At 72.3% G+C, this 18,442-nt stretch carries 14 protein-coding genes; 1 reads left to right on the top strand and 13 read right to left on the bottom strand.

Translation table 11 applies throughout. The features are described from left to right. Positions 1-57: 57 nt before the first annotated feature. The 8 genes from DEJ06_RS08770 to DEJ06_RS08735 all read right to left on the bottom strand — a co-directional run bounded on the left by DEJ06_RS08770 (position 58) and on the right by DEJ06_RS08735 (position 9,646). The gene (locus tag DEJ06_RS08770) at positions 58-1,809 is read right to left on the bottom strand and encodes a proline--tRNA ligase (RefSeq protein WP_027465763.1); all 1,752 of its coding nucleotides are present in this window, start codon (positions 1,807-1,809) and stop codon (positions 58-60) included. Between the two features lie 488 nt (positions 1,810-2,297). Beyond that, complete coding sequence (gene ispG, locus DEJ06_RS08765) at positions 2,298-3,452, bottom strand: flavodoxin-dependent (E)-4-hydroxy-3-methylbut-2-enyl-diphosphate synthase (RefSeq protein ID WP_171907786.1); 1,155 nt, start codon at positions 3,450-3,452, stop codon at positions 2,298-2,300. 56 nt (positions 3,453-3,508) lie between these two features. Next, a complete protein-coding gene (locus DEJ06_RS08760) occupies positions 3,509-4,069 on the bottom strand; it encodes a cysteine hydrolase family protein (RefSeq protein ID WP_111039067.1) in 561 nt (186 codons plus the stop codon). Further along, on the bottom strand, positions 4,066-5,556 hold the full coding sequence (locus DEJ06_RS08755; RefSeq protein WP_111039066.1) for a cytosine permease: 1,491 nt from the start codon (positions 5,554-5,556) through the stop codon (positions 4,066-4,068). Before DEJ06_RS08755 ends, DEJ06_RS08760 begins: the two co-directional genes overlap by 4 nt. A 24-nt stretch (positions 5,557-5,580) precedes the next feature. Next, positions 5,581-6,915, bottom strand: coding sequence for an RIP metalloprotease (locus DEJ06_RS08750; RefSeq protein WP_181433063.1), 1,335 nt, complete (start codon positions 6,913-6,915; stop codon positions 5,581-5,583). 128 nt (positions 6,916-7,043) lie between these two features. Then, positions 7,044-8,156: a 1-deoxy-D-xylulose-5-phosphate reductoisomerase gene (gene dxr / locus DEJ06_RS08745; RefSeq protein WP_111039065.1), complete on the bottom strand. Its 1,113-nt coding sequence runs from the start codon at positions 8,154-8,156 to the stop codon at positions 7,044-7,046. A 2-nt stretch (positions 8,157-8,158) separates the two neighbouring features. Further along, positions 8,159-9,130 carry an FKBP-type peptidyl-prolyl cis-trans isomerase gene (locus DEJ06_RS08740; protein WP_071404621.1) on the bottom strand — a complete coding sequence of 324 codons (972 nt, stop codon included), beginning with the start codon at positions 9,128-9,130 and terminating at the stop codon, positions 8,159-8,161. Positions 9,131-9,136: 6 nt separating this feature from the next. Further along, complete coding sequence (locus DEJ06_RS08735) at positions 9,137-9,646, bottom strand: OsmC family protein (protein WP_071404620.1); 510 nt, start codon at positions 9,644-9,646, stop codon at positions 9,137-9,139. Positions 9,647-9,680: 34 nt separating this feature from the next. On the opposite strand from DEJ06_RS08735, the gene DEJ06_RS08730 reads away from it, so the two are divergent. Continuing rightward, positions 9,681-10,673, top strand: coding sequence for an asparaginase (locus DEJ06_RS08730; RefSeq protein WP_110864596.1), 993 nt, complete (start codon positions 9,681-9,683; stop codon positions 10,671-10,673). Between the two features lie 68 nt (positions 10,674-10,741). Here the strand turns inward: DEJ06_RS08730 and DEJ06_RS08725 are convergent, their stop codons facing one another. From DEJ06_RS08725 to DEJ06_RS08705, 5 genes are all read right to left on the bottom strand, one after another. Then, positions 10,742-11,512 (bottom strand): hypothetical protein, encoded by a 771-nt coding sequence (locus DEJ06_RS08725; protein WP_111039064.1) that lies wholly within the window; start codon positions 11,510-11,512, stop codon positions 10,742-10,744. A 65-nt stretch (positions 11,513-11,577) separates the two neighbouring features. After that, entirely contained in the window at positions 11,578-13,548 is a 1,971-nt protein-coding gene (locus DEJ06_RS08720) for a zinc-ribbon domain-containing protein (protein ID WP_111039063.1), read from the bottom strand. Beyond that, a complete protein-coding gene (locus DEJ06_RS08715) occupies positions 13,545-16,022 on the bottom strand; it encodes a transglutaminase domain-containing protein (protein WP_111039062.1) in 2,478 nt (825 codons plus the stop codon). Before DEJ06_RS08715 ends, DEJ06_RS08720 begins: the two co-directional genes overlap by 4 nt. Further along, a complete protein-coding gene (locus tag DEJ06_RS08710; RefSeq protein ID WP_071404615.1) occupies positions 16,019-17,332 on the bottom strand; it encodes a DUF58 domain-containing protein in 1,314 nt (437 codons plus the stop codon). Before DEJ06_RS08710 ends, DEJ06_RS08715 begins: the two co-directional genes overlap by 4 nt. Positions 17,333-17,430: 98 nt before the next feature. Further along, positions 17,431-18,402, bottom strand: a complete 972-nt coding sequence (locus tag DEJ06_RS08705; RefSeq protein ID WP_027465773.1) for a MoxR family ATPase — start codon at positions 18,400-18,402, stop codon at positions 17,431-17,433. Between the last annotated feature and the right edge of the window lie 40 nt (positions 18,403-18,442).

Here is an 18,442-nt window from a genome sequence, read left to right as displayed (position 1 = left end):
CGGACAGGAGGCCCGTGGCGGCGTCGCCACGGGCCTGCTGTCCGTCAGGGGTCGCGTCTAGATCGCGCGGACCGCGTCGAGCAGGTCGGCCACCGGCACGTCGCGGCGGTCGCCGGTCGCGCGGTCCCACAGCTCGACGACGCCCTCGGCGGCGCCGCGGCCGGCGACGACGACGATCGGCATGCCGAGCAGCTCGGCGTCACGGAGCTTCACACCGGGCGAGACCTTGGGGCGGTCGTCGTACAGCACGTCGAACCGCTCGCCCTCGAGCTCGGCGACGACGGACGCCGCCAGCTCGTAGGCGACCTGGTCACGGCCGGTGGCGACGATGTGCACGTCGAACGGCGCGACGTTCTTCGGCCAGACCAGGCCCTTCTCGTCGTTGTGGGACTCGGCCAGGATCGCGAGGATGCGGGTCACGCCGATGCCGTACGAGCCCATCGTGACCGTGGCGAGCTTGCCGTTCTCGTCCTGCACCTTGAGACCGAGCGCCTCGGCGTACTTCCGACCGAGCTGGAACACGTGCCCGATCTCCATGCCGCGCGCGGTCTCGAGGGGGCCGGAGCCGTCCGGGGACGGGTCACCCGCGCGGACGTCGGAGACCTCGACGACACCGTCGGCCACGAAGTCACGGCCGGCGACGAGGCCGGACACGTGCACGCCGCGCTCGTTGGCGCCGGTGATCCAGCTCGTGCCGTCGACCACACGCGGGTCGACGAAGTAGCGGAGGCCGGTGGCGCTGTCGGCGCCGAGGACCTGCGGGCCGATGTAGCCCTTCACCAGGCCCCGGTGCTTCTTGAAGTCGTCGTCGCCGGCAGCCTCGACCTCGGCCGGGGCGAACGACACCTCGGCGCGCTTCAGGTCCACGTCACGGTCACCGGGCAGGCCGACGACCACGACCTCGCGCGTGCCGTCGAGGTGGGTGAGCGCGAGGACGACGTTCTTCAGCGTGTCCGCCGCGGTCCACGGTGCACCCTCGCGCGGCGCGACCTGGTTCGCGTGGGCGACGAGCGTGTCGATCGTCGGGGTGTCCGACGCCGGCAGCAGCACGGGCTCCGGCTGGCCCTCGATCGGCAGCGACTCGGGGACGGGGGTGACGTACGCCTCGACGTTGGCCGCGTAGCCGCCGGCGCTGCGGACGAAGGTGTCCTCGCCGACGCCGATCGGGTGCAGGAACTCCTCGGACTTGGAGCCGCCCATCGCGCCGGCGTCGGCCTTGACGATGACGTAGTCGAGGCCGAGGCGGGCGAAGATCTTCTCGTACGCGTCGCGCATGACCTGGTAGCTGCGCTCGAGGCCCTCGTCGGTGAGGTCGAACGAGTACGCGTCCTTCATGGTGAACTCGCGGCCGCGCAGGAGTCCGGCGCGGGGCCGGGCCTCGTCGCGGTACTTGTCCTGGATCTGGAACAGCGTGACCGGCAGGTCCTTGTAGGACGAGTACAGGTCCTTCACCAGGAGCGCGAACATCTCCTCGTGCGTGGGTGCGAGCAGGTAGTCGGAACCCTTGCGGTCCTGCAGGCGGAACATGCCGTCGCCGTACTCGGTCCAGCGGTTCGTCGCCTCGTACGGCTCACGGGGCAGGAGCGCGGGCAGCAGGACCTCCTGCGCACCGGCTGCGACCATCTCGTCGCGGATGATCGCCTCGATCTTGGCGCGCACCCGGAGGCCGAGCGGCAGCCAGGCGAAGATCCCCGGGGACTGGCGACGGACGTACCCGGCGCGGACGAGCAGCTTGTGGCTCGTCACCTCGGCGTCGGAGGGGTCGTCGCGGAGCGTACGGAGGAACAGATGCGAAAGCCGTGTGACCACGGGGCAAGCCTAGTGGCGACGGGCCGACGGCGCGGGTTCGCTGCGGTGTCCCCGCCGCTGGGCGCGAGCGGCGCGGTTCGGCACGGTGCGCGGTTCGCCGGCTCGTGCGGCGCCAGCCGCTCCGTGCGCGCCTGCAGCCTCGCACGGGGCGATCAACGCGGCGGCCGCTCCCGAAGTCCGCACCGTGCGGAGGGGACGCGCGTCGAGCAGCCACAGCCGGCCTCCGGGCCGGTCCGCGGTGCGTCGCCCGCGCCGCGGGCGCCGCCTGCGACGCGGAGCAGAGCCGCACCGTGCGAGGTTCATCGCCCGGTGCGGCACCAGCCGCTCCGTGCGCGCCTGCAGCCTCGCACCGGGCGATCAACCCGGCGGCCGCTCGCGAAGCGCGCACCGTGCCGACCGGCGCTGGCGCCAGCGTCGGCGCCGCACGACGACGGACCGGAGGCCCGGTGCCAGCTGGCACCGGGCCTCCGGTCGGAGAGTGGTCGCGCCTACGGCGCCATGATCACCTGGGGCGTGCCGGTGGCGGCGGCCGGACCCATCTCGTCCGCGATGCGGTTCGCCTCGTTGATGAGGGTCTGGACGATCTCGGCCTCGGGCACGGTCTTGACGACCTGGCCCTTGACGAAGATCTGCCCCTTGCCGTTGCCCGAGGCGACGCCGAGGTCGGCCTCGCGCGCCTCGCCCGGGCCGTTCACGACGCAGCCCATGACGGCGACGCGGAGCGGGACGGTCATGCCCTCGAGCCCCTTGGTGACGTCGTTCGCGAGCTGGTAGACGTCGACCTGCGCGCGACCGCAGCTCGGGCAGGAGACGATCTCGAGCTTGCGCTCGCGCAGGTTGAGCGACTGCAGGATCTGCAGGCCGACCTTGACCTCTTGCGCGGGCGGGGCGGAGAGCGACACACGGATGGTGTCGCCGATGCCCTCGGCCAGCAGGATGCCGAACGCGGTGGCGCTCTTGATCGTGCCCTGGAACTCCGGGCCGGCCTCGGTCACGCCGAGGTGCAGCGGCCAGTCACCGGCGGCGGCGAGCTGCCGGTAGGCCTTGACCATCACGATCGGGTCGTTGTGCTTGACCGAGATCTTGAAGTCGTGGAAGTCGTGCTCCTCGAACAGGGAGGCTTCCCACACGGCGGACTCGACGAGCGCCTCGGGGGTGGCCTTGCCGTACTTCTGCAGCAGGCTCGGCTCGAGCGACCCCGCGTTCACGCCGATGCGGAGCGAGACGCCGGCGTCCTTGGCGGCCTTGGCGATCGCGCCGACCTGGTCGTCGAACTTGCGGATGTTGCCCGGGTTGACGCGGACGGCGGCACAGCCGGCGTCGATCGCCTGGAAGACGTACTTCGGCTGGAAGTGGATGTCGGCGATCACGGGGATCTGCGACTTCTTCGCGATGATCGCCAGCGCGTCGGCGTCGTCCTGCGTGGGGACGGCGACCCGGACGATGTCGCAGCCCGAGGCCGTGAGTTCGGCGATCTGCTGCAGCGTCGCGTTGATGTTGGTGGTCTGCGTCGTGGTCATCGACTGCACGGACACCGGGGCGTCGCCGCCCACGAGCACCTTGCCGACCCGGATCTGCCGCGACTTGCGACGCGGAGCGAGGGTTTCGGGGGACTTGGGCATACCGAGGTTGACTGCGGGCACGTGAGCACTCTACGCGCTCGGTCTGACCGTGCCGGGTCCGGGCCCCGTGCGTCTGTTCAGAGCTCCGGGACCGAGTCGACGACCGTGATGAGCGGGGCGTAGAGCCGCATCACCGCGAGCGCGCGGTCGTGGTCCTCGTCGGTCCCGCCGGCGCAGGCGTCCGCCACGACGGTCACCGTCGCACCCGCGTCGGCCGCCGCCAGCGCGGTCGACAGCACGCAGCAGTCAGTCGACACCCCCGTGAGCACCAGGTGCGGGTGGTCGCCGACGACGGCCTGGAGGCTCGTCCCCCACTTGCCGAAGGTCGGTTCCGTCACGACGGGGTCGTTCCGGTCCGCTGCCGCCGATGCGAACGGCTCGGTGAGCGCGTACAGCGGGTCGGCGTCCGGGACCAGTGCGAAGGGCCAGTCGCGGTAGTACGGCACCCACGCACCCTCGGGCTCCGCCGGAGCCACGAAGCGGGTGAAGACCGTGCGGCCCGTGAACCGCGGGAGGAGCCGCTCGATGCCGGCGCCGGCGTGATCGTACCGCGGGGCGGCCCACGGGTTCTCGCCGGTGAAGACCTGCTGCATGTCGATGACGACGAGCCAGGCGTCGTCGGGGATCGCCGCGCTCATCGCAGGTCGTCCGGGGTGCTCGGCGCTTCCGGCGTGGCGAGTGCTTCCTGGCGGCGGATCGAGCCGCGAGCGAACAGCAGCGTGCCGAGGAACCCGACGACCAGGGCGACGAGGACGCCGAGGTTCGCGTAGGCCCACGGCCCCTCGCGGCCACCGAGGCCGAACGGGCCGAGCAGGTAGCCCTGCCACGACAGCCACGCCGGTGACGCCAGCGTGACGAGCCCCCACCCGAGCGCCGTGCCGACGGCGACCAGGGCGATCGCGCCCCACCGGACGTCACCGTAGCGGCCGCGGCGGTCGTCGAGCTCGGCCTCTGCGTAGGCGCGTCGGCGCAGGAGGACGTCGGCGACGAAGATGCCGGCCCACACCGCGATCGGGACGCCGAGGGTGATCAGGAACGCCTGGAACGGGATGACGAACGACTCGGCGAAGAACGCGATGTAGATCGCCCCAGCCACCATGAACACGCCGTCGACCCCGGCTGCGACCGGCCGCGGGATCTTCACGCCGACGCTCAGCAGCGCGAGGCCCGACGAGTAGATGTCGAGGACCGCTCCCCCGACGAGCCCGAGGATCGCCACGATCGCGAACGGGATGAGGAACCAGATCGGCAGGATGGTGGTGAGCGCGCCGATCGGGTCGTCCTGGATGGCGGCGTTCAGGTCCGGCGACGACCCGGCGAGCAGGACGCCGAAGACCACGAGGATCGCCGGGGCCAGTGCGCCGCCGAAGGTCGTCCACCCGACGACCCCACCGGTGGACGCGGCCCGCGGCAGGTACCGGGAGTAGTCGGCAGCAGCGTTCACCCAGCCGAGGCCGAAGCCGGTCATCACCAGGACCAGGGCCCCGATGACCTGCTGACCGCTGCCGGACGGCATCGCGGCGATCGCGGCGAAGTCGATGGAGGGCACCGCGAGCACGATGTAGACGACGGTGAGCACCCCCGTGATGACCGTGGTCCAGGTCTGCAGGCGCATGATCACGTCGAAGCCCGCGACGCCGGCCCCGACCACGAGCGCGGCGACGACGACCAGCGCGACGACCTTCGTCAGCACCCCGCCGTCCCAGCCGAGCTCGGTGAAGACCGTCGAGGTCGCCAGGACCGCCAGTGCGGCGAGCGAGGTCTCCCACCCGACGGTGAGGACCCAGCTGAGGAACGAGGGCACCCGGTTGCCCCGCACGCCGAACGCCGCACGGCTCAGCACCATCGTCGGCGCCGACCCCCGCTTGCCGGCGATCGCGACCACGCCGCACAGCAGGAACGAGAACACCACCCCGACGACCGAGACGGCGGTGGCCTGCCAGAAGGAGATGCCGAACCCGATGACGAACGCCCCGTAGGCGATGCCGAGCACGGAGATGTTGGCGGCGAACCACGGCCAGAACAGCCCCCTCGGGGTGCCCTTCCGATCGGACTCGGCGATGACGTCGAGGCCCTGGCGCTCGACGGTGCGAACCTCGGGAGGGTTCGGGGCGGCTGTGGTCATCCGCTGAGCGTAGCGCCGGAGCGACTACCCGAACAGGTTCACCGGCCGCACGATGTCGGCGTAGATCAGCAGCGCACTCATCCCCGCCAGCAGCACCACGACGACCATCGTCAGGGGCATCGTCTTCGCCAGGTCGATGGGCCCCGGATCCGCCTTGCCGACGAGCTTGAACGACCGTCGCTTGATCGCTTCCCAGAGCGCACCCGCGATGTGTCCGCCGTCGAGCGGCAGCAGCGGCACCATGTTCAGCACGAACAGGCCGATGTTGAGCGAGGCCAGCAGCCCGAGGATCGTGTACGCCTTGTCGACCACGGGGACGCCGCTCATCGACGAGACCTCGCCGATCGCACGGCCCACACCCACCACCGACACGGGGCTGTCCTGCGACCGCTCCTGGGCACCGAACGCGGCGTTCCACACGGCGACCAGGCGCTGCGGCAGGTCGATGATCAGGTGCGCCGACGCCGCGATCTGGGCCCCGGTCGCGGGCAGCACCTCGGCCGGGGACTGCCGCACCAGGGACTGCCCGATGCTGACGCCGACCACGCCGACGCGCTGGGTCTTCGTGGTGCCGTCGTCGTTCTTGACGACCTTGCCCTCGGAGTCGTAGACGTCGCGGGTGGCGGTCGTCGGGGTGATCTCGAGGGTCTTGCGGGCACCGTCGCGCTCGACGACCACGGTGACCTGCTCACCAGCGGACTCCTGGAAGACCTCGGAGACGCGGGTGATGGTGGGGTCCTGCTCACCGTTCACCGAGAGCACGACGTCGCCGGACTCGATGCCCGCCTGCTTCGCCGGGGACACCGCGTCGCCGGGCGAGCACTCGGTCGTCTGGCTGTTCGGCAGCACGCACCCGACGCTCGACGTGAAGGTCGTCGTCGGCGCCCCGAACCCGCACAGCAGCACACCGAACAGCACGATGCCGATCACCAGGTTCATCGCCGGGCCCGCGACCATCACGATGATCCGCTTCCACGGCGTCAGGCGGTAGAAGGCGCGGGAGTCGTCCCCGCCGGAGTCCGCGATCTGCTCGGCGCTGGCCTGGCGGGCGTCCTGCACGAACGCGCCGTACATGCCGGTGTTCGTGATGGCGTTCGCCCGGCCCGAGGCGCGCGGCTTGAGCATGCCGACCATCGAGATGTACCCACCGAGCAGGATCGGGCGGATCCCGTACTCGGTCTCACCCCGCTTGAACGACCACATCGCCTTGCCGAAGCCCAGCGAGTACTGCGTCACCTTGACGTTGAAGAGCTTCGCGAAGGACAGGTGGCCCAGCTCGTGGAGTCCGATCGAGACCAGCAGGCCGATGATGAAGACGACCACGCCGAGGACGAAGAGCAGGACGGATTCGACGGTCACCGGGAAAGAGTACGGGACTGATTCCATGACGGAGCCGAGCGCCGTCTGAGAGGCGAGCTGGGCCTCCAGGCCTGTGCGTCACGTCCGCGGTCTGCCGCCTCCGCGTCGGACGGGAGGCGCGACTCGCGTCAGCGGGTCAGCGCGCGGTCCGCAGCGGTGCGGGCCCACTGCTCCGCCGCGAGTACGCCGTCGAGTGACGGCTCCCCCGCGGTGTGCTCCTCGACGACGCGCTCGACCGTGTCGACGATGTCCAGGAAACCGATCGCGCCAGCGTGGAACGCGGCGACGGCCTGCTCGTTCGCGGCGTTGAACACGGCCGGGAACGTCCCGCCCAGCTCGCCCACCCGCTTGGCGAGGGCGACGGCGCCGAAGGCGTCCTGGTCGAGCGGCTCGAACGTCCACGTGCTCGCGGTCGTCCAGTCGAGCGGCACGCCGACGCCGGGCACCCGGTCCGGCCAGGCCAGGCCGAGCGCGATCGGCAGACGCATGTCCGGCGGCGACGCCTGGGCGATGGTGGAGCCGTCGACGAACTCGACCATGGAGTGCACGATCGACTGCGCGTGCACGGTGACGTCGATGCGGTCGTACGGCACGTCGAAGAGCAGGTGGGCCTCGATGACCTCGAGCCCCTTGTTGACCAGGGTCGCGGAGTTCGTCGTGACGACGAGCCCCATGTCCCAGGTCGGGTGCGCCAGTGCCTGGGCGGGGGTGACGTCACGGAGCTGCTCGCGGGTGCGCCCACGGAACGGACCGCCGCTCGCCGTCAGGACGAGCCGCTGCACCTCGGCGTCGGCGCCGGAGCGCAGCGCCTGCGCGATGGCGGAGTGCTCGCTGTCGACGGGCACGATCTGCCCGGGCGCCGCGGCCTGCTGCACGAGGGAGCCGCCGACGATCAGGCTCTCCTTGTTCGCGAGGGCGAGCACGGCACCGCTCTCGAGCGCCGCGAGCGTCGGGCCGAGGCCGACCGAGCCGGTGATGCCGTTCAGGACGACGTCGGCCTCGACGCTCCGGACGAGCTGCTCCGAGTCGGCCGCGCCGAACGCCGTGTCGCGGACGCCGAACCGGGCGGCCTGCTCGGCGACGAGGTCGCGGTTGCTGCCGGCGGTGAGCCCGACGACCTCGAACCGGTCGGGGTTGCGGGCGACCACGTCGAGCGCCTGGGTGCCGATCGAGCCGGTGCTGCCGAGGACGACGATCCGCCGACGGTCCGGACCGGTGGTGCCGAGGCGGCCGTCCGTCACGGTCAGCCCTTGGCGAGGATGTCGACCACGAAGACGAGCGTGGCGTTCTTCGGGATGCCCGAGCCCTCCTGCGGGTTCGCGCCGTAGGCGTCCTCCGGCGTGGCGACGATCAGGACCTGCGAGCCGACCTTCTGCCCGACGAGCCCGGTGACGAAGCCCTTGATGAGCGCGCTCTCCGACACGGTGAAGGTGGTGGGGACACCCTTCGACCACGAGGAGTCGAACTCCTTGCCGGTGTCGTAGACGACGCCCTTGTACTGCACGAGGGCGGTGTCGCCGTCGGCGATCTCGGTGCCGTCGCCCTGCTTGAGCACCTCGACCGTGGTCTTCGTGGGCGCCTTCACGCCGTCGGGGACCGTGATCTCCGGCTCGCCCGAGGCCTTGTCCTTGACCGTGGGCAGGCCCGGGTCCTGGTCCTGCGGGGTGCCGGTCGCCTTGGTCGGGGTCTGCGCGACGACGTCGGCGACCACGACGATCTCACCGCCGGTGTTGAAGCCGAGTGCCGAGGACTGTCCGACCGCGGCGACCCGGTCGCCCACCTTCGAGCAGGCGAGGAGCGCACCGAAGCCCGATCCGCCGACGGAGAGCACCTGCGGGTTGCCCTCGTCGAATCCGACGGTGCCGAGCTTCTTGGCGTCCGATGCCTCGTACACGCTGTAGGAGACCTGCGCGTAGTCGCCTTCGTCGAGCGCCGCGCCCTTGCCCTTCACGAGGCGGGTGGCCTGCGGAGTCTTCGCGGACAGGCCGGACGAGAACTTCACGGTCGGGGCCTTCGGTCCGCCGAACGACCCGGTCGCCTTGATGGCATCGGACGACTTGCCCGGGTCGGGGCAGGAGGTGATCGCCGAGGCCGTGGCACTGGCCGACGGGGTCGGCGAGGCCGAGGACCCGTTCGAACCGGAGCCGGAGCAGGCGGCGAGTCCCAGCACGACGGCGGGGACGATGGCGATCGGGAGCAGGCGGAGACGCTTCACGAGGACCTAGTCTGCCCCACCTGTCGAAGAGTCCCCTGCCAATGACGCAGGTCGGACGACCAGCTGCGGCTCGTGGTGCACCGGGAACGCCACGGACCGCGCGATGAAGCAGAGCTCGTTCGCGGTGACGTGTGCTGCTTCGGCGTCCGCGACCCGGTCGGCCTCGAGGATCGTGACGACCGGGTGCAGGGTCGCCTCGGTCAGTTCACCCGAACCGTCGCGGTTCAGGCGGAGCGACGCGGTCGCGGTGTCCTGGTAGTCGACGACGGTGAAGCCCTTCGTCACCGCGACGTGCAGGTAGCTGAGCATGTGGCACTGGGCCAGCGCCGCGACCACCATCTCCTCGGGGTTCCAGCGGTCACGGTCCCCGCGGAACGTCGGGTCGGCGGAGCCGGGGACGTCCGGCTTGCCGGTCGCGGAGACCACGTGTTCGCGGCCGTAGTCGCGGTACCCGGAGGTGCCGGTCCCGCGGTCGCCCGTCCAGCTGACGGAGACCTCGTAGGAGTGGTCGTGCACGGGTGCGCCCCTTCGCCTTGGCTAGCATGGCGGCATGACGGTGAGCCCCGAAGTCCGCAGTGATCGCCATCCTCTCACCGCCGACGGTTCCGTCGAGCTGGCGGTGCTCGAACGCTCAGGGTTCGACGAGAGCCGGCACGTCGGCGCCGGCGTCGTCGTCGACGCGAGCGGCACCGTGATCGACTCCGTCGGCGACGTGACCGCGAGCATCTACCCGCGTTCCACCATGAAGCCGTTCCAGGCCCTGGCCGTCCGACGTGCCGGTGCGCTGTTCTCCGACGAGGAACTCGTCCTCACCACCGCGAGCCACGCCGGCACCGCGGCGCACCAGGCGCTCGCCCTGCACATGCTCGAGTCCTTCGACCACGTCGAATCCGACCTCGGCTGTCCGCCCGACATGCCCTTCGACCGCGGGACCGCCCGCACGATGGACGGCCCCCGCCGCCTGGCGATGAACTGCTCCGGCAAGCACGCCGGCATGCTCGCGGCCTGCCGGGTGAACGGGTGGGACGAAGCCACGTACCTCGACATCGAGCACCCGTTGCAGCAGCGGGTGCGTTCCGTGGTCGAGGAGTACACGCACGAGACCGTCGACCTGGTCGGTACGGACGGCTGCGGCGCCCCCGTGTTCCCGCTGACACTGACGGGGTTGGCACGCGGGTTCGCCGGTGTGGTGGCACGGGCCGACGACGACTCCGCTGCGCTGACCGACGCGGTCCTGGCGCACCCGTGGGCGATCGACGGCGTCGGACGCGCGAACACGGTCACCATCGAGCGACTGCAGGTGCTGGCGAAGCTCGGTGCCGAGGGCGTCATGGTCATGGGGTTGCCCGGAGGCGCCGCCGTGGCCGTGAAGGTGCTCGACGGCTCACAGCGGGCCGGCACCCTGGCGGCCCTCGCGCTGCTCGAGCGGAACGGTCTCGTGGCGTCGGACGGGGTGGCCGAGGTGCTCGAGGCGACCGGTGAGCGGGTGCTCGGCGGCGGCGTGCCCGTCGGCGCGGTGCGGGTCGGCGCCGGGTTGCGCTGATCGTTGCTCGGCGCTGGTCAAGCGTGGGCGCTGATCACGCGTCGGCGCTGGTCATCGATCGGAGCTGGTCATCGATCGGCGCTCACCGGGTCGGGGACGAGGACCGGCAGCGCCGGGGACACCCGGACGACCGCGTGGTCGTCGGGCCGACGGACGGAGCAGCCGTACCGTGAGACCTCGACGGTGACGTCCCGCTGACGAGGCGCCGATCCGAGTCCGGCCACGAGCACCACGGAGCCGTGCGGTCGGCCGTCGGCACCCATCCGCACCGCGACCGAGGTCCCCGACGGCAGAGCGTGCACTGACCGGGTGCTCGCTGCCCGGGTGCTCGCGGAGCGGGCGCTCGGGGCTGGATCGGCGCTGCTGGCCCCCACGGCGTCGAGGACCTCGGGAGCAGCGGCCCAGCGCAGGTCCTCTTCGGTGTGGACGGCAGCGGCTCGGAGTTGCTCGGCGAGCCCGCGGAACACCGCGACGGCGAGTGCTCCGGCACCGACGACCACGACGTGGGACGCGGCGTCGACCCGGACCAAGCGGCCGCCCGGACCGTGCCCGAGGACGAGTGCCGGCGTGCCGTCGCCGTCCTCGGGAACGGTGCCCGTCAGCGTTTCCGGCGCACCGAGCGGTCCGGGCTCGGCGGGCTGGTCAGGTCCGCGCGGAGCGACGACCGCGACCGGGTCTGGCGAGGCCGAACGGTGCAGCACCACGTCGACCAGCGCGCAGCACGCACCCGCGCCGAGCAGGACGCCCTGCCCCGCGCCGCTGATCGGCGCGAGGACCCCGGCCACGACGAGCGCGACCGCGGCCCCCACGATCACGCAACGTGCGGTGAACCGGGACATGACCCCATCGCACCAGGAACGAGCAGCTCAGCGCTGGCCCGGGACCCGATCTGTGGAGAAGTCGCCTACTGCACCAGGAAGAACTGCTCACCGATGTCGACGCGGGCACCACGCTCGACGCGGTACCGGCGACCGGGCTCGCAGCGGCGGATCGATCCGTCGATGTGCCGGACGACCGTGCCGTTGCCGGAGAACCGGTCGGAGACCCACAGGTCGTCGCCGTCGCGGCCGAGCTCGAGGTGCGTCTTCGACACGGACTTGCCCGGGTCGTGCACGGTCAGCAGGTCGTCGTAGCGCTCCCCCGGCTGCGGTCGCGGCAGCCGGCCGAGCAGGCCCGTGCCGTGGACGCCGAGCCGTTCACCCGTGCTGAAGTGCAGCACGAACGGTGCCCGCGTCGGGGTCTTCGCGACGATGCGGGTCTCGTCGACGTCCTCGTCGAGGTCGTCGAGCGCGCCGGCCGCTGCGGGCGACTCCGACCGGTCGACGGGCGGGAGCGGCAGCGCGGGTCCGGTCGCTCCCGGGATCGGGGGCAGCGGTGCGGCGGAGGGCACGCCCGCGGTGGTGGCGGACGGTGCCGAGGAGGGGACGGTGGCGGAACCGGGCACCGGCGGGATCGGCGCATGCGGCACGGCGGACGCCTCGGTCGGCGGATCCGGCTCGGTCACCGGTGCAGCGTGCGCCCCGCGGGGACGTCGGCCAGCATCGGACTGCTCGACCTCGGCGCGGAGGGACTCGTCGTCCACCGGGATCTCGTCGTCCGGCTCGTCGCCTGCAGCGCGCTCGTCGGACTCGTTCGGACCCGCGGGCACGGCCGGATCCGCGTCGGGCTCGTCCGGCTCGTCCGCAGCGTTGCCCACGTCGGCGACCTGCGTGCCGTCGGACTCCTCGGCGGCCCAGTCGGGTCGGGTCATCGGCAGCGGCATGACCGGGCCGGTGAAGGCCGCGGTGACCGCCGGACGGACGGCTCCGCACTCGCCGCAGAAGATGTCGTCGGGTTCGAGCCGGTTGCCGCAGACGTGGCAGATGGTCGTCTCGTGCATGCCCGGGGTGACGAGCGGGGCCGGACGCGGCGGTCGACGGTCGATCAACGGCTCGACCACGGCGGTGTCCCCGGGCTGCGGGGCCGACACGACGGGCGGCTGGTCGTCGGTGGCGCTGGTCTCCGACGCCGCCACGATCGTTTCGTCGGGCTCCGGCTCGGAGGCGTCCCGGGCACCCTGTGCGTCCCGGGGTTCCTGTGCGTCCTGTGCGCCGTGTTCGTCGGGCGTAGGAGCCGCAGCGTCCTGTTCGGAAGCAGGTTCGGCGGGTGCTCCCGGCATCGGCGGGACGACCGGATCGGCGGGCACCTCGGCAGCCGGGGTACCGCGACCGACCCACCAGGACGGACCGGCGGGTGCCGCCGGGGGTGCGGTGGCAGCGGGCGGCGCCCACACCGGAACGGAGGGCTCGGCAGCGGGCGGCGGCTCGACGGGCTGGGGCTCGACGGGCTGGGACTCGACGGGCTGTCGCGCCGCCTGGTCCGAGACCGACGACGGAGCATCGCGGATCGGGTCCTCGGGCGTCTCGGGGCGACCGGGAGCCGGGGCGATCCGGGTGCGCTCGGGGTCGTCGGCATCGAGGGGTTCGGACGGGTACGCGTCGGGATCGAGGGCAGGTTCGGACTCGCCAGGCGCACCCGACCAGTCCTCGAGCCCGGACCCGGCACCGTGCACATGGGAGGGGGCCTGGCGCGGCGCGAAGTCATCGGGACGCTGCACCGGCACGGGTGCCGGCGGTTCGGTGCCGCGACGGTCGGCACCGGTGAGCCACGCACGCGTGGCGGGATCGAGCGTGGCTTCGGGCAACCAGGCGTCGGAAGCCGGGTCGGACCGTCGGCCGTGGGCGTCGGGCTGCTGCAACGGTGGCGGCGGTGCCTGTTCGACGGGGGTCGGCGCGACCGGGCGACGGCTCGCGGCGGCGGTGACCGCGCGACCGCACTCACCGCAGAAGATCGCTCCGTCCGGGAGCATCGATCCGCAGTGTTCGCATCTGATCACGGGGTGCCTCTGTCCTCACTCGGCCGTCCACGACGCTCGTCCGGCCTCTGGACATCGTAGTCGCCGCGCCCCGACGCAGCCTGGCCGCCGGTCCGCCGACGGGACCGTGCCGTCGGACGGCGTCCCGTCCCCCGCAGGGACCGGAGCGAGACGGCGGTGCGGAACCGCTCCCGCCTGGTCCGCCCCGTCCGGAGCGAACCGATCGCATCGTCGGTCGCCGCCCACATGCGGTCGGCGGTGGTCTGGTCGGCGTCACTCGGACCGAACACCGCACGGTCGGCCAGCGCGGCGAGTCCGGTGCCACCGTCGCCCGGTGCACCGACCACGGCTTCGCGTCGAGTTGCTGCCTGCCGCACGTCGTGCCCGCGGTCGAGCAGTGCGTCGCGGTACTCGTCCCAGGCGCCGACGATGCGGCCGCGGGGCGTGGTGGCGCTCCGCCGTCGGCGGCGCCGCAGTCGCTTCAGCAGCACGATCACGGCGAACGGCAGCAGGACGAGCGCGACCACGCCGAGGGTCCCGAGGGCCCAGGGCAGCACCGCGAGCAGGATCTGGAGCCAGAGTGGCTGCACCGGCGGTGTGTTCCGGTCGCTCTCGGGGGGCGTCTGCTGGTCCTGGTCCTGTCGGTCGACCGGGGGCGGCGGCACCACCGTCTCGGGTCGGGTGACCGGCTGCGGGGTCTGCTGCTGCTCGTTCGGGATCTCGCGCACCTCGGGGTTGGGGTTGAGCATCACCCATCCCCACTGCGCGGTGTCCACCTCGATGCGGGCCGTGACGTCGGACCCACGGAAGGTCGTCGTCCCGCCACGCGCTGCGGTGCCGTCGCGGCCCGAGTCTCCCCCGGCCGTGAAGCCCATCACGACCCGTGCCGGGAACCCGATCTCGTCCGCCATCAGTGCGGCCACCGCGGCGTACTGCTCCTGGTCCCCGATCATCAGGGGTGCGGTGAGGAGCTCCTGGACACGGTCGGCACCGTGACCGGACCGACTCATCCGGTCGTCGCCGACACCGTGGCTGACGTACCCGTTCCGTTGCAGGGACTGCACCGCGGCGAGGAGCTTCGCACCGGGTGCCGACACGTCCTTCGTCGTGGACTCCACGGTGTCGCGCACGGCGTCGGGGACGTCCCGCGCGGTGGGCACGGCGGCGCTTCCCGGCCGTGCGGTGGCCAGCTGGCGTTCCGTCGGCTGGTCGGGCAGCACCGCCGTCAGGTCGTAGGACGTGCCGTCCCCGACTCCGCCGACCACGGCGCCGGTACCGGTCGATCCGTTGTAGAAGAAGGCGCCGCGCTCGTCGTCGGCGTCCTGCCCGGTGAACTCCACGCGCTCCAGGTCACCGACCGTCGGCAGCCACACCCCGCGGTACCCGTCGACCGTCACACCGACGTCGACCGTGGTGCCCCGGACGCCACGGACGTCGACCGCGGTCGGCACACGTTCGAAGGTGCCCGAGCCGGCCGAGCCGTCGGCCCCGCCGACGCGGTAGACGACGCCGTCGTAGGTGTCGAGCGTCGCGATGCGCACGAACCCGCCCTCGGGCAGGCCGGTCACCCGGAGCTGGGTCACGTCCGAAGCGGTGGACTCTTCGTAGGCGCGGAACCCGCTGAGCGGACTGACGTAGTCGCGTGGGTCGAACGGCTTCACGACGTCGGTGCGTGCGACCGTGCGCTCACCGGACGGAGGTGCCACCAGGCCGAGTCCGGTCGCGACCACCGCCGCGGCCACGATGGTGCCGGTTCCCACGAGGGCGGGGCGGACGATCGACCGCGCGACCGGCACGCGTGCACCGATGGTGGTCGCCACCGCGACGGCGCGCCGTGCGTGCCGCACGGTCAGCGCCCAGACGAGGGCGAGGCCCACCAGGACGACCGCCGTCACGATCGACGTGTCGAGCCGGCTCGGCCCGACGACCACCCCCACCGCGAAGAGCACCAGTGCCGGGATGCTCGCGAGTTCCTGCCTGGAGGCGCGGGTCGCCACGCTCACGGCGGTCACCGTGGCCACGAGCAGCGTTACGAAGTACGGCACGAGGAGCGCCTCGTAGGAGCCCACCGGCAGGCTGATGGTCACCAGCTGCTTCCAGCCGAGGGCGACGCCGGCGAAGAGGTCGAGGAGGCCGCGTCCGGTGGGCAGCAGGCCGTTGGCCTGACTCGGCACGGCGGCGGGGACGCCCGTGAGCGTGAAGGCGGCGACGGTCGCGACCGCCACGACGGCCGTCGGGAGCCGGAACAGGGTGCCGAGGAGCGCGACGACCGTCCCGATGACGATCGCCGTGACGGCCGCGGTGATCATCGCGCCGTCCCGGTACACCGGCCACCAGGACGTGCTCGCGACGGCCAGCAACAGCCAGACCGCCAGCGTGCCGCCGGCGAGCCGGAACGGCACGAGCCGCCGTGCGTCGCGACGGTCGGAACGCCGGGTCGAGCGCCTCGCCCGGTCCTGTGCCGGGGCCGGGGTGGTCACGGGTGCGGCGCTCATGCTGCCGACGCCGATCGGTGCAGGGCGTGCCGGAGGTCGTCCAGGTAGCCGATGGTCATCACCGTCAGACCCGCGACGCGCAGGAACCGCGGCTGGGCCTCGGGCTCGCAGATCACCGCGACGACCTCCACCCCGACGGGGAACCGCGTGGCGGCGAGTCGGAGCGCGGGCAGACCGACGGTCGACCCCACCACGAGGAACGCGACGGAGATGCCCTCGGTGTCGCTGCCGACGATCCGGGAGACCTCGGCGATCGGCAGGCACGCGTCAGCGAGGCCGACCGAGGCGAAGTCGTCGAGCAGGCGCGTCGGCGTGACGGTGGGGAGCGTCCGCACGGCGTACACGGCACGCTTCGCGAACTCGGGCGTGCGCTGCGACACCACGACCGAGACCTCACGGCCGTCGCGGATCGCCCGCGCGCCGAGGGACGCGGCCGCGCTGACGGCGAGCTCGAACTCCTCGTCGTCGGCGAACTCACCGCGGGCGATGCCGAGCGCGACGACGAGGTGCGAGCGACGGGTGTCCTCGAACTGCCGGACCATGAGCGCGCCGGACTTGGCGGTCGACTTCCAGTGGATGGTGCGCGGGTCGTCGCCGGGCATGTACTCGCGGATGGCGTGGAAGGCGATGTCCGCGGGTGACAGGTCCGTCGTCGCCTGCCCCTCGAGGTCGCGCACCAAGCCGGTGCTCGTCGACGGGATCGCAATGGTGCGCGGGTGCACGATGACCTGCTCACGGGCGGTCCAGACGAGCTCGCGGCGGACGAGTCCCACCGGGTCGGCGCGGACGCCCGTCACGGGACCGACGTCGAGCACCCCGCGGCGGAGCGTCGGGACGGGGACCTCCCGCTCGAAGGTGCCGTGCGGCCCGATGGCCGGGATGGCGACGTCGACGAGGCCGGATCCGACCGGGACCTCGACGGTGGTCGGCACCGACGGCAGACGCGTGGGGTTCTCGGCCGTGATGATCACGCCGGCGTCGTCGCCAACCGCCACACGGTGCTGCGGCAGCCGCATCCGGATCGCCAGCCGCGACCGGCCGATCAACGCCACCGCGGCGACCACCGCGAGCACGGCGCCGGCGAACCCGACGACGACGATCTCCCGCAGGCCGAACCGGTAGCCGGTCACGAACGCGACGAGCGTCAGGGCGGCGACCGTCCACCCGAGCCCGGTGACGACGGACGAGACCTCGCCCCAGAGACGCAGGACGAGCCTCCAGGCCGTTGCCCAGAGCCGGACGATCCCGATGACCGCATCCGCTGCGACGCCCTCGCGGTCACCGACGATGCGCGTCCGGACGTTGGTCATGCCGGTGACCGTCCCCGTGCGCTCGTACGCCGTCGTGCCACGACGCGACCGCGTCGAGGACGGACGGCGCGAGCGCGTGGAGACGGGCCGGCGGTCCGTCACGTCGTGACTCGGTCGGCGGGCGGCGGGGTCTCCACCAGGAGCTGCGCGATGACGCTCGGCGCGCTGACGCCGTCGAACTCGGCCTCGGCGTCGAGCACCAGGCGGTGCGCGAGGACCGGGACGGCCAGTGCCTTCACGTCGTCCGGCGTGACGTAGTGGCGACCGCTCAGCGCCGCGAGGACACGGGACGCACGGATCAGGCCCATCGCCCCACGGACGCTGACGCCGAGCCGGACCTCGCTCGCCGAGCGGGTCGCGTCCACCAGACGGGCGACGTAGTCGGCGATCACCGCGTCGACGTGCACGGTGCGGGCCAGGGCGGCCATCTCGGTGATGGTCGCGGCGGGCACGACGCTCGCCAGCGGGACCGACGCGGAGGGAGCCGACGAGGTCTCGAGGATCTTCACCGTCGCGGCGTGGTCGGGGTAGCCGATGGACGTCTTCATGAGGAAGCGGTCGAGCTGCGCCTCGGGCAGACGGTACGTGCCAGCCTGCTCGATCGGGTTCTGGGTCGCGATGACCATGAACGGCGCGGCGAGACGGTGGTTGACGCCGTCGACCGTGATCGCGGACTCCTCCATCGCCTCGAGCAGCGCGGACTGCGTCTTCGGGCTCGCACGGTTGATCTCGTCGGCGAGCACGATGTTCGCGAAGACCGGCCCGCGGTGGAAGTCGAACTCCTGCGTCCGCTGGTCGTAGACGCTGATGCCGGTGATGTCGCCCGGCAGCAGGTCGGGGGTGAACTGGATGCGGTTCGTGGTGCCCTGCACGCTCTGCGCCATCGCCCGGGCGAGGCTCGTCTTGCCCGTTCCGGGGACGTCCTCGAGGAGCAGGTGCCCCTCGCTGAGCATCGCCGTGACCGCGAGGCGGATCACGAACGTCTTCCCGAGGAGCACTTGCTCGACGTTGGTCACGATGCGGCCTGCGACGTCGGCGAACCAGGTGGCCTGCTCCGGGGTCATGCTCATGCGGGGTGGTCCTTCGGTCGTGGCGGGAGGTGTGCGGCGG

This window comes from Curtobacterium sp. MCLR17_051, from assembly GCF_003234395.1.
GTDB lineage: Bacteria > Actinomycetota > Actinomycetes > Actinomycetales > Microbacteriaceae > Curtobacterium > Curtobacterium flaccumfaciens.
This window is presented reverse-complemented; position numbering and strand designations above follow the sequence as displayed.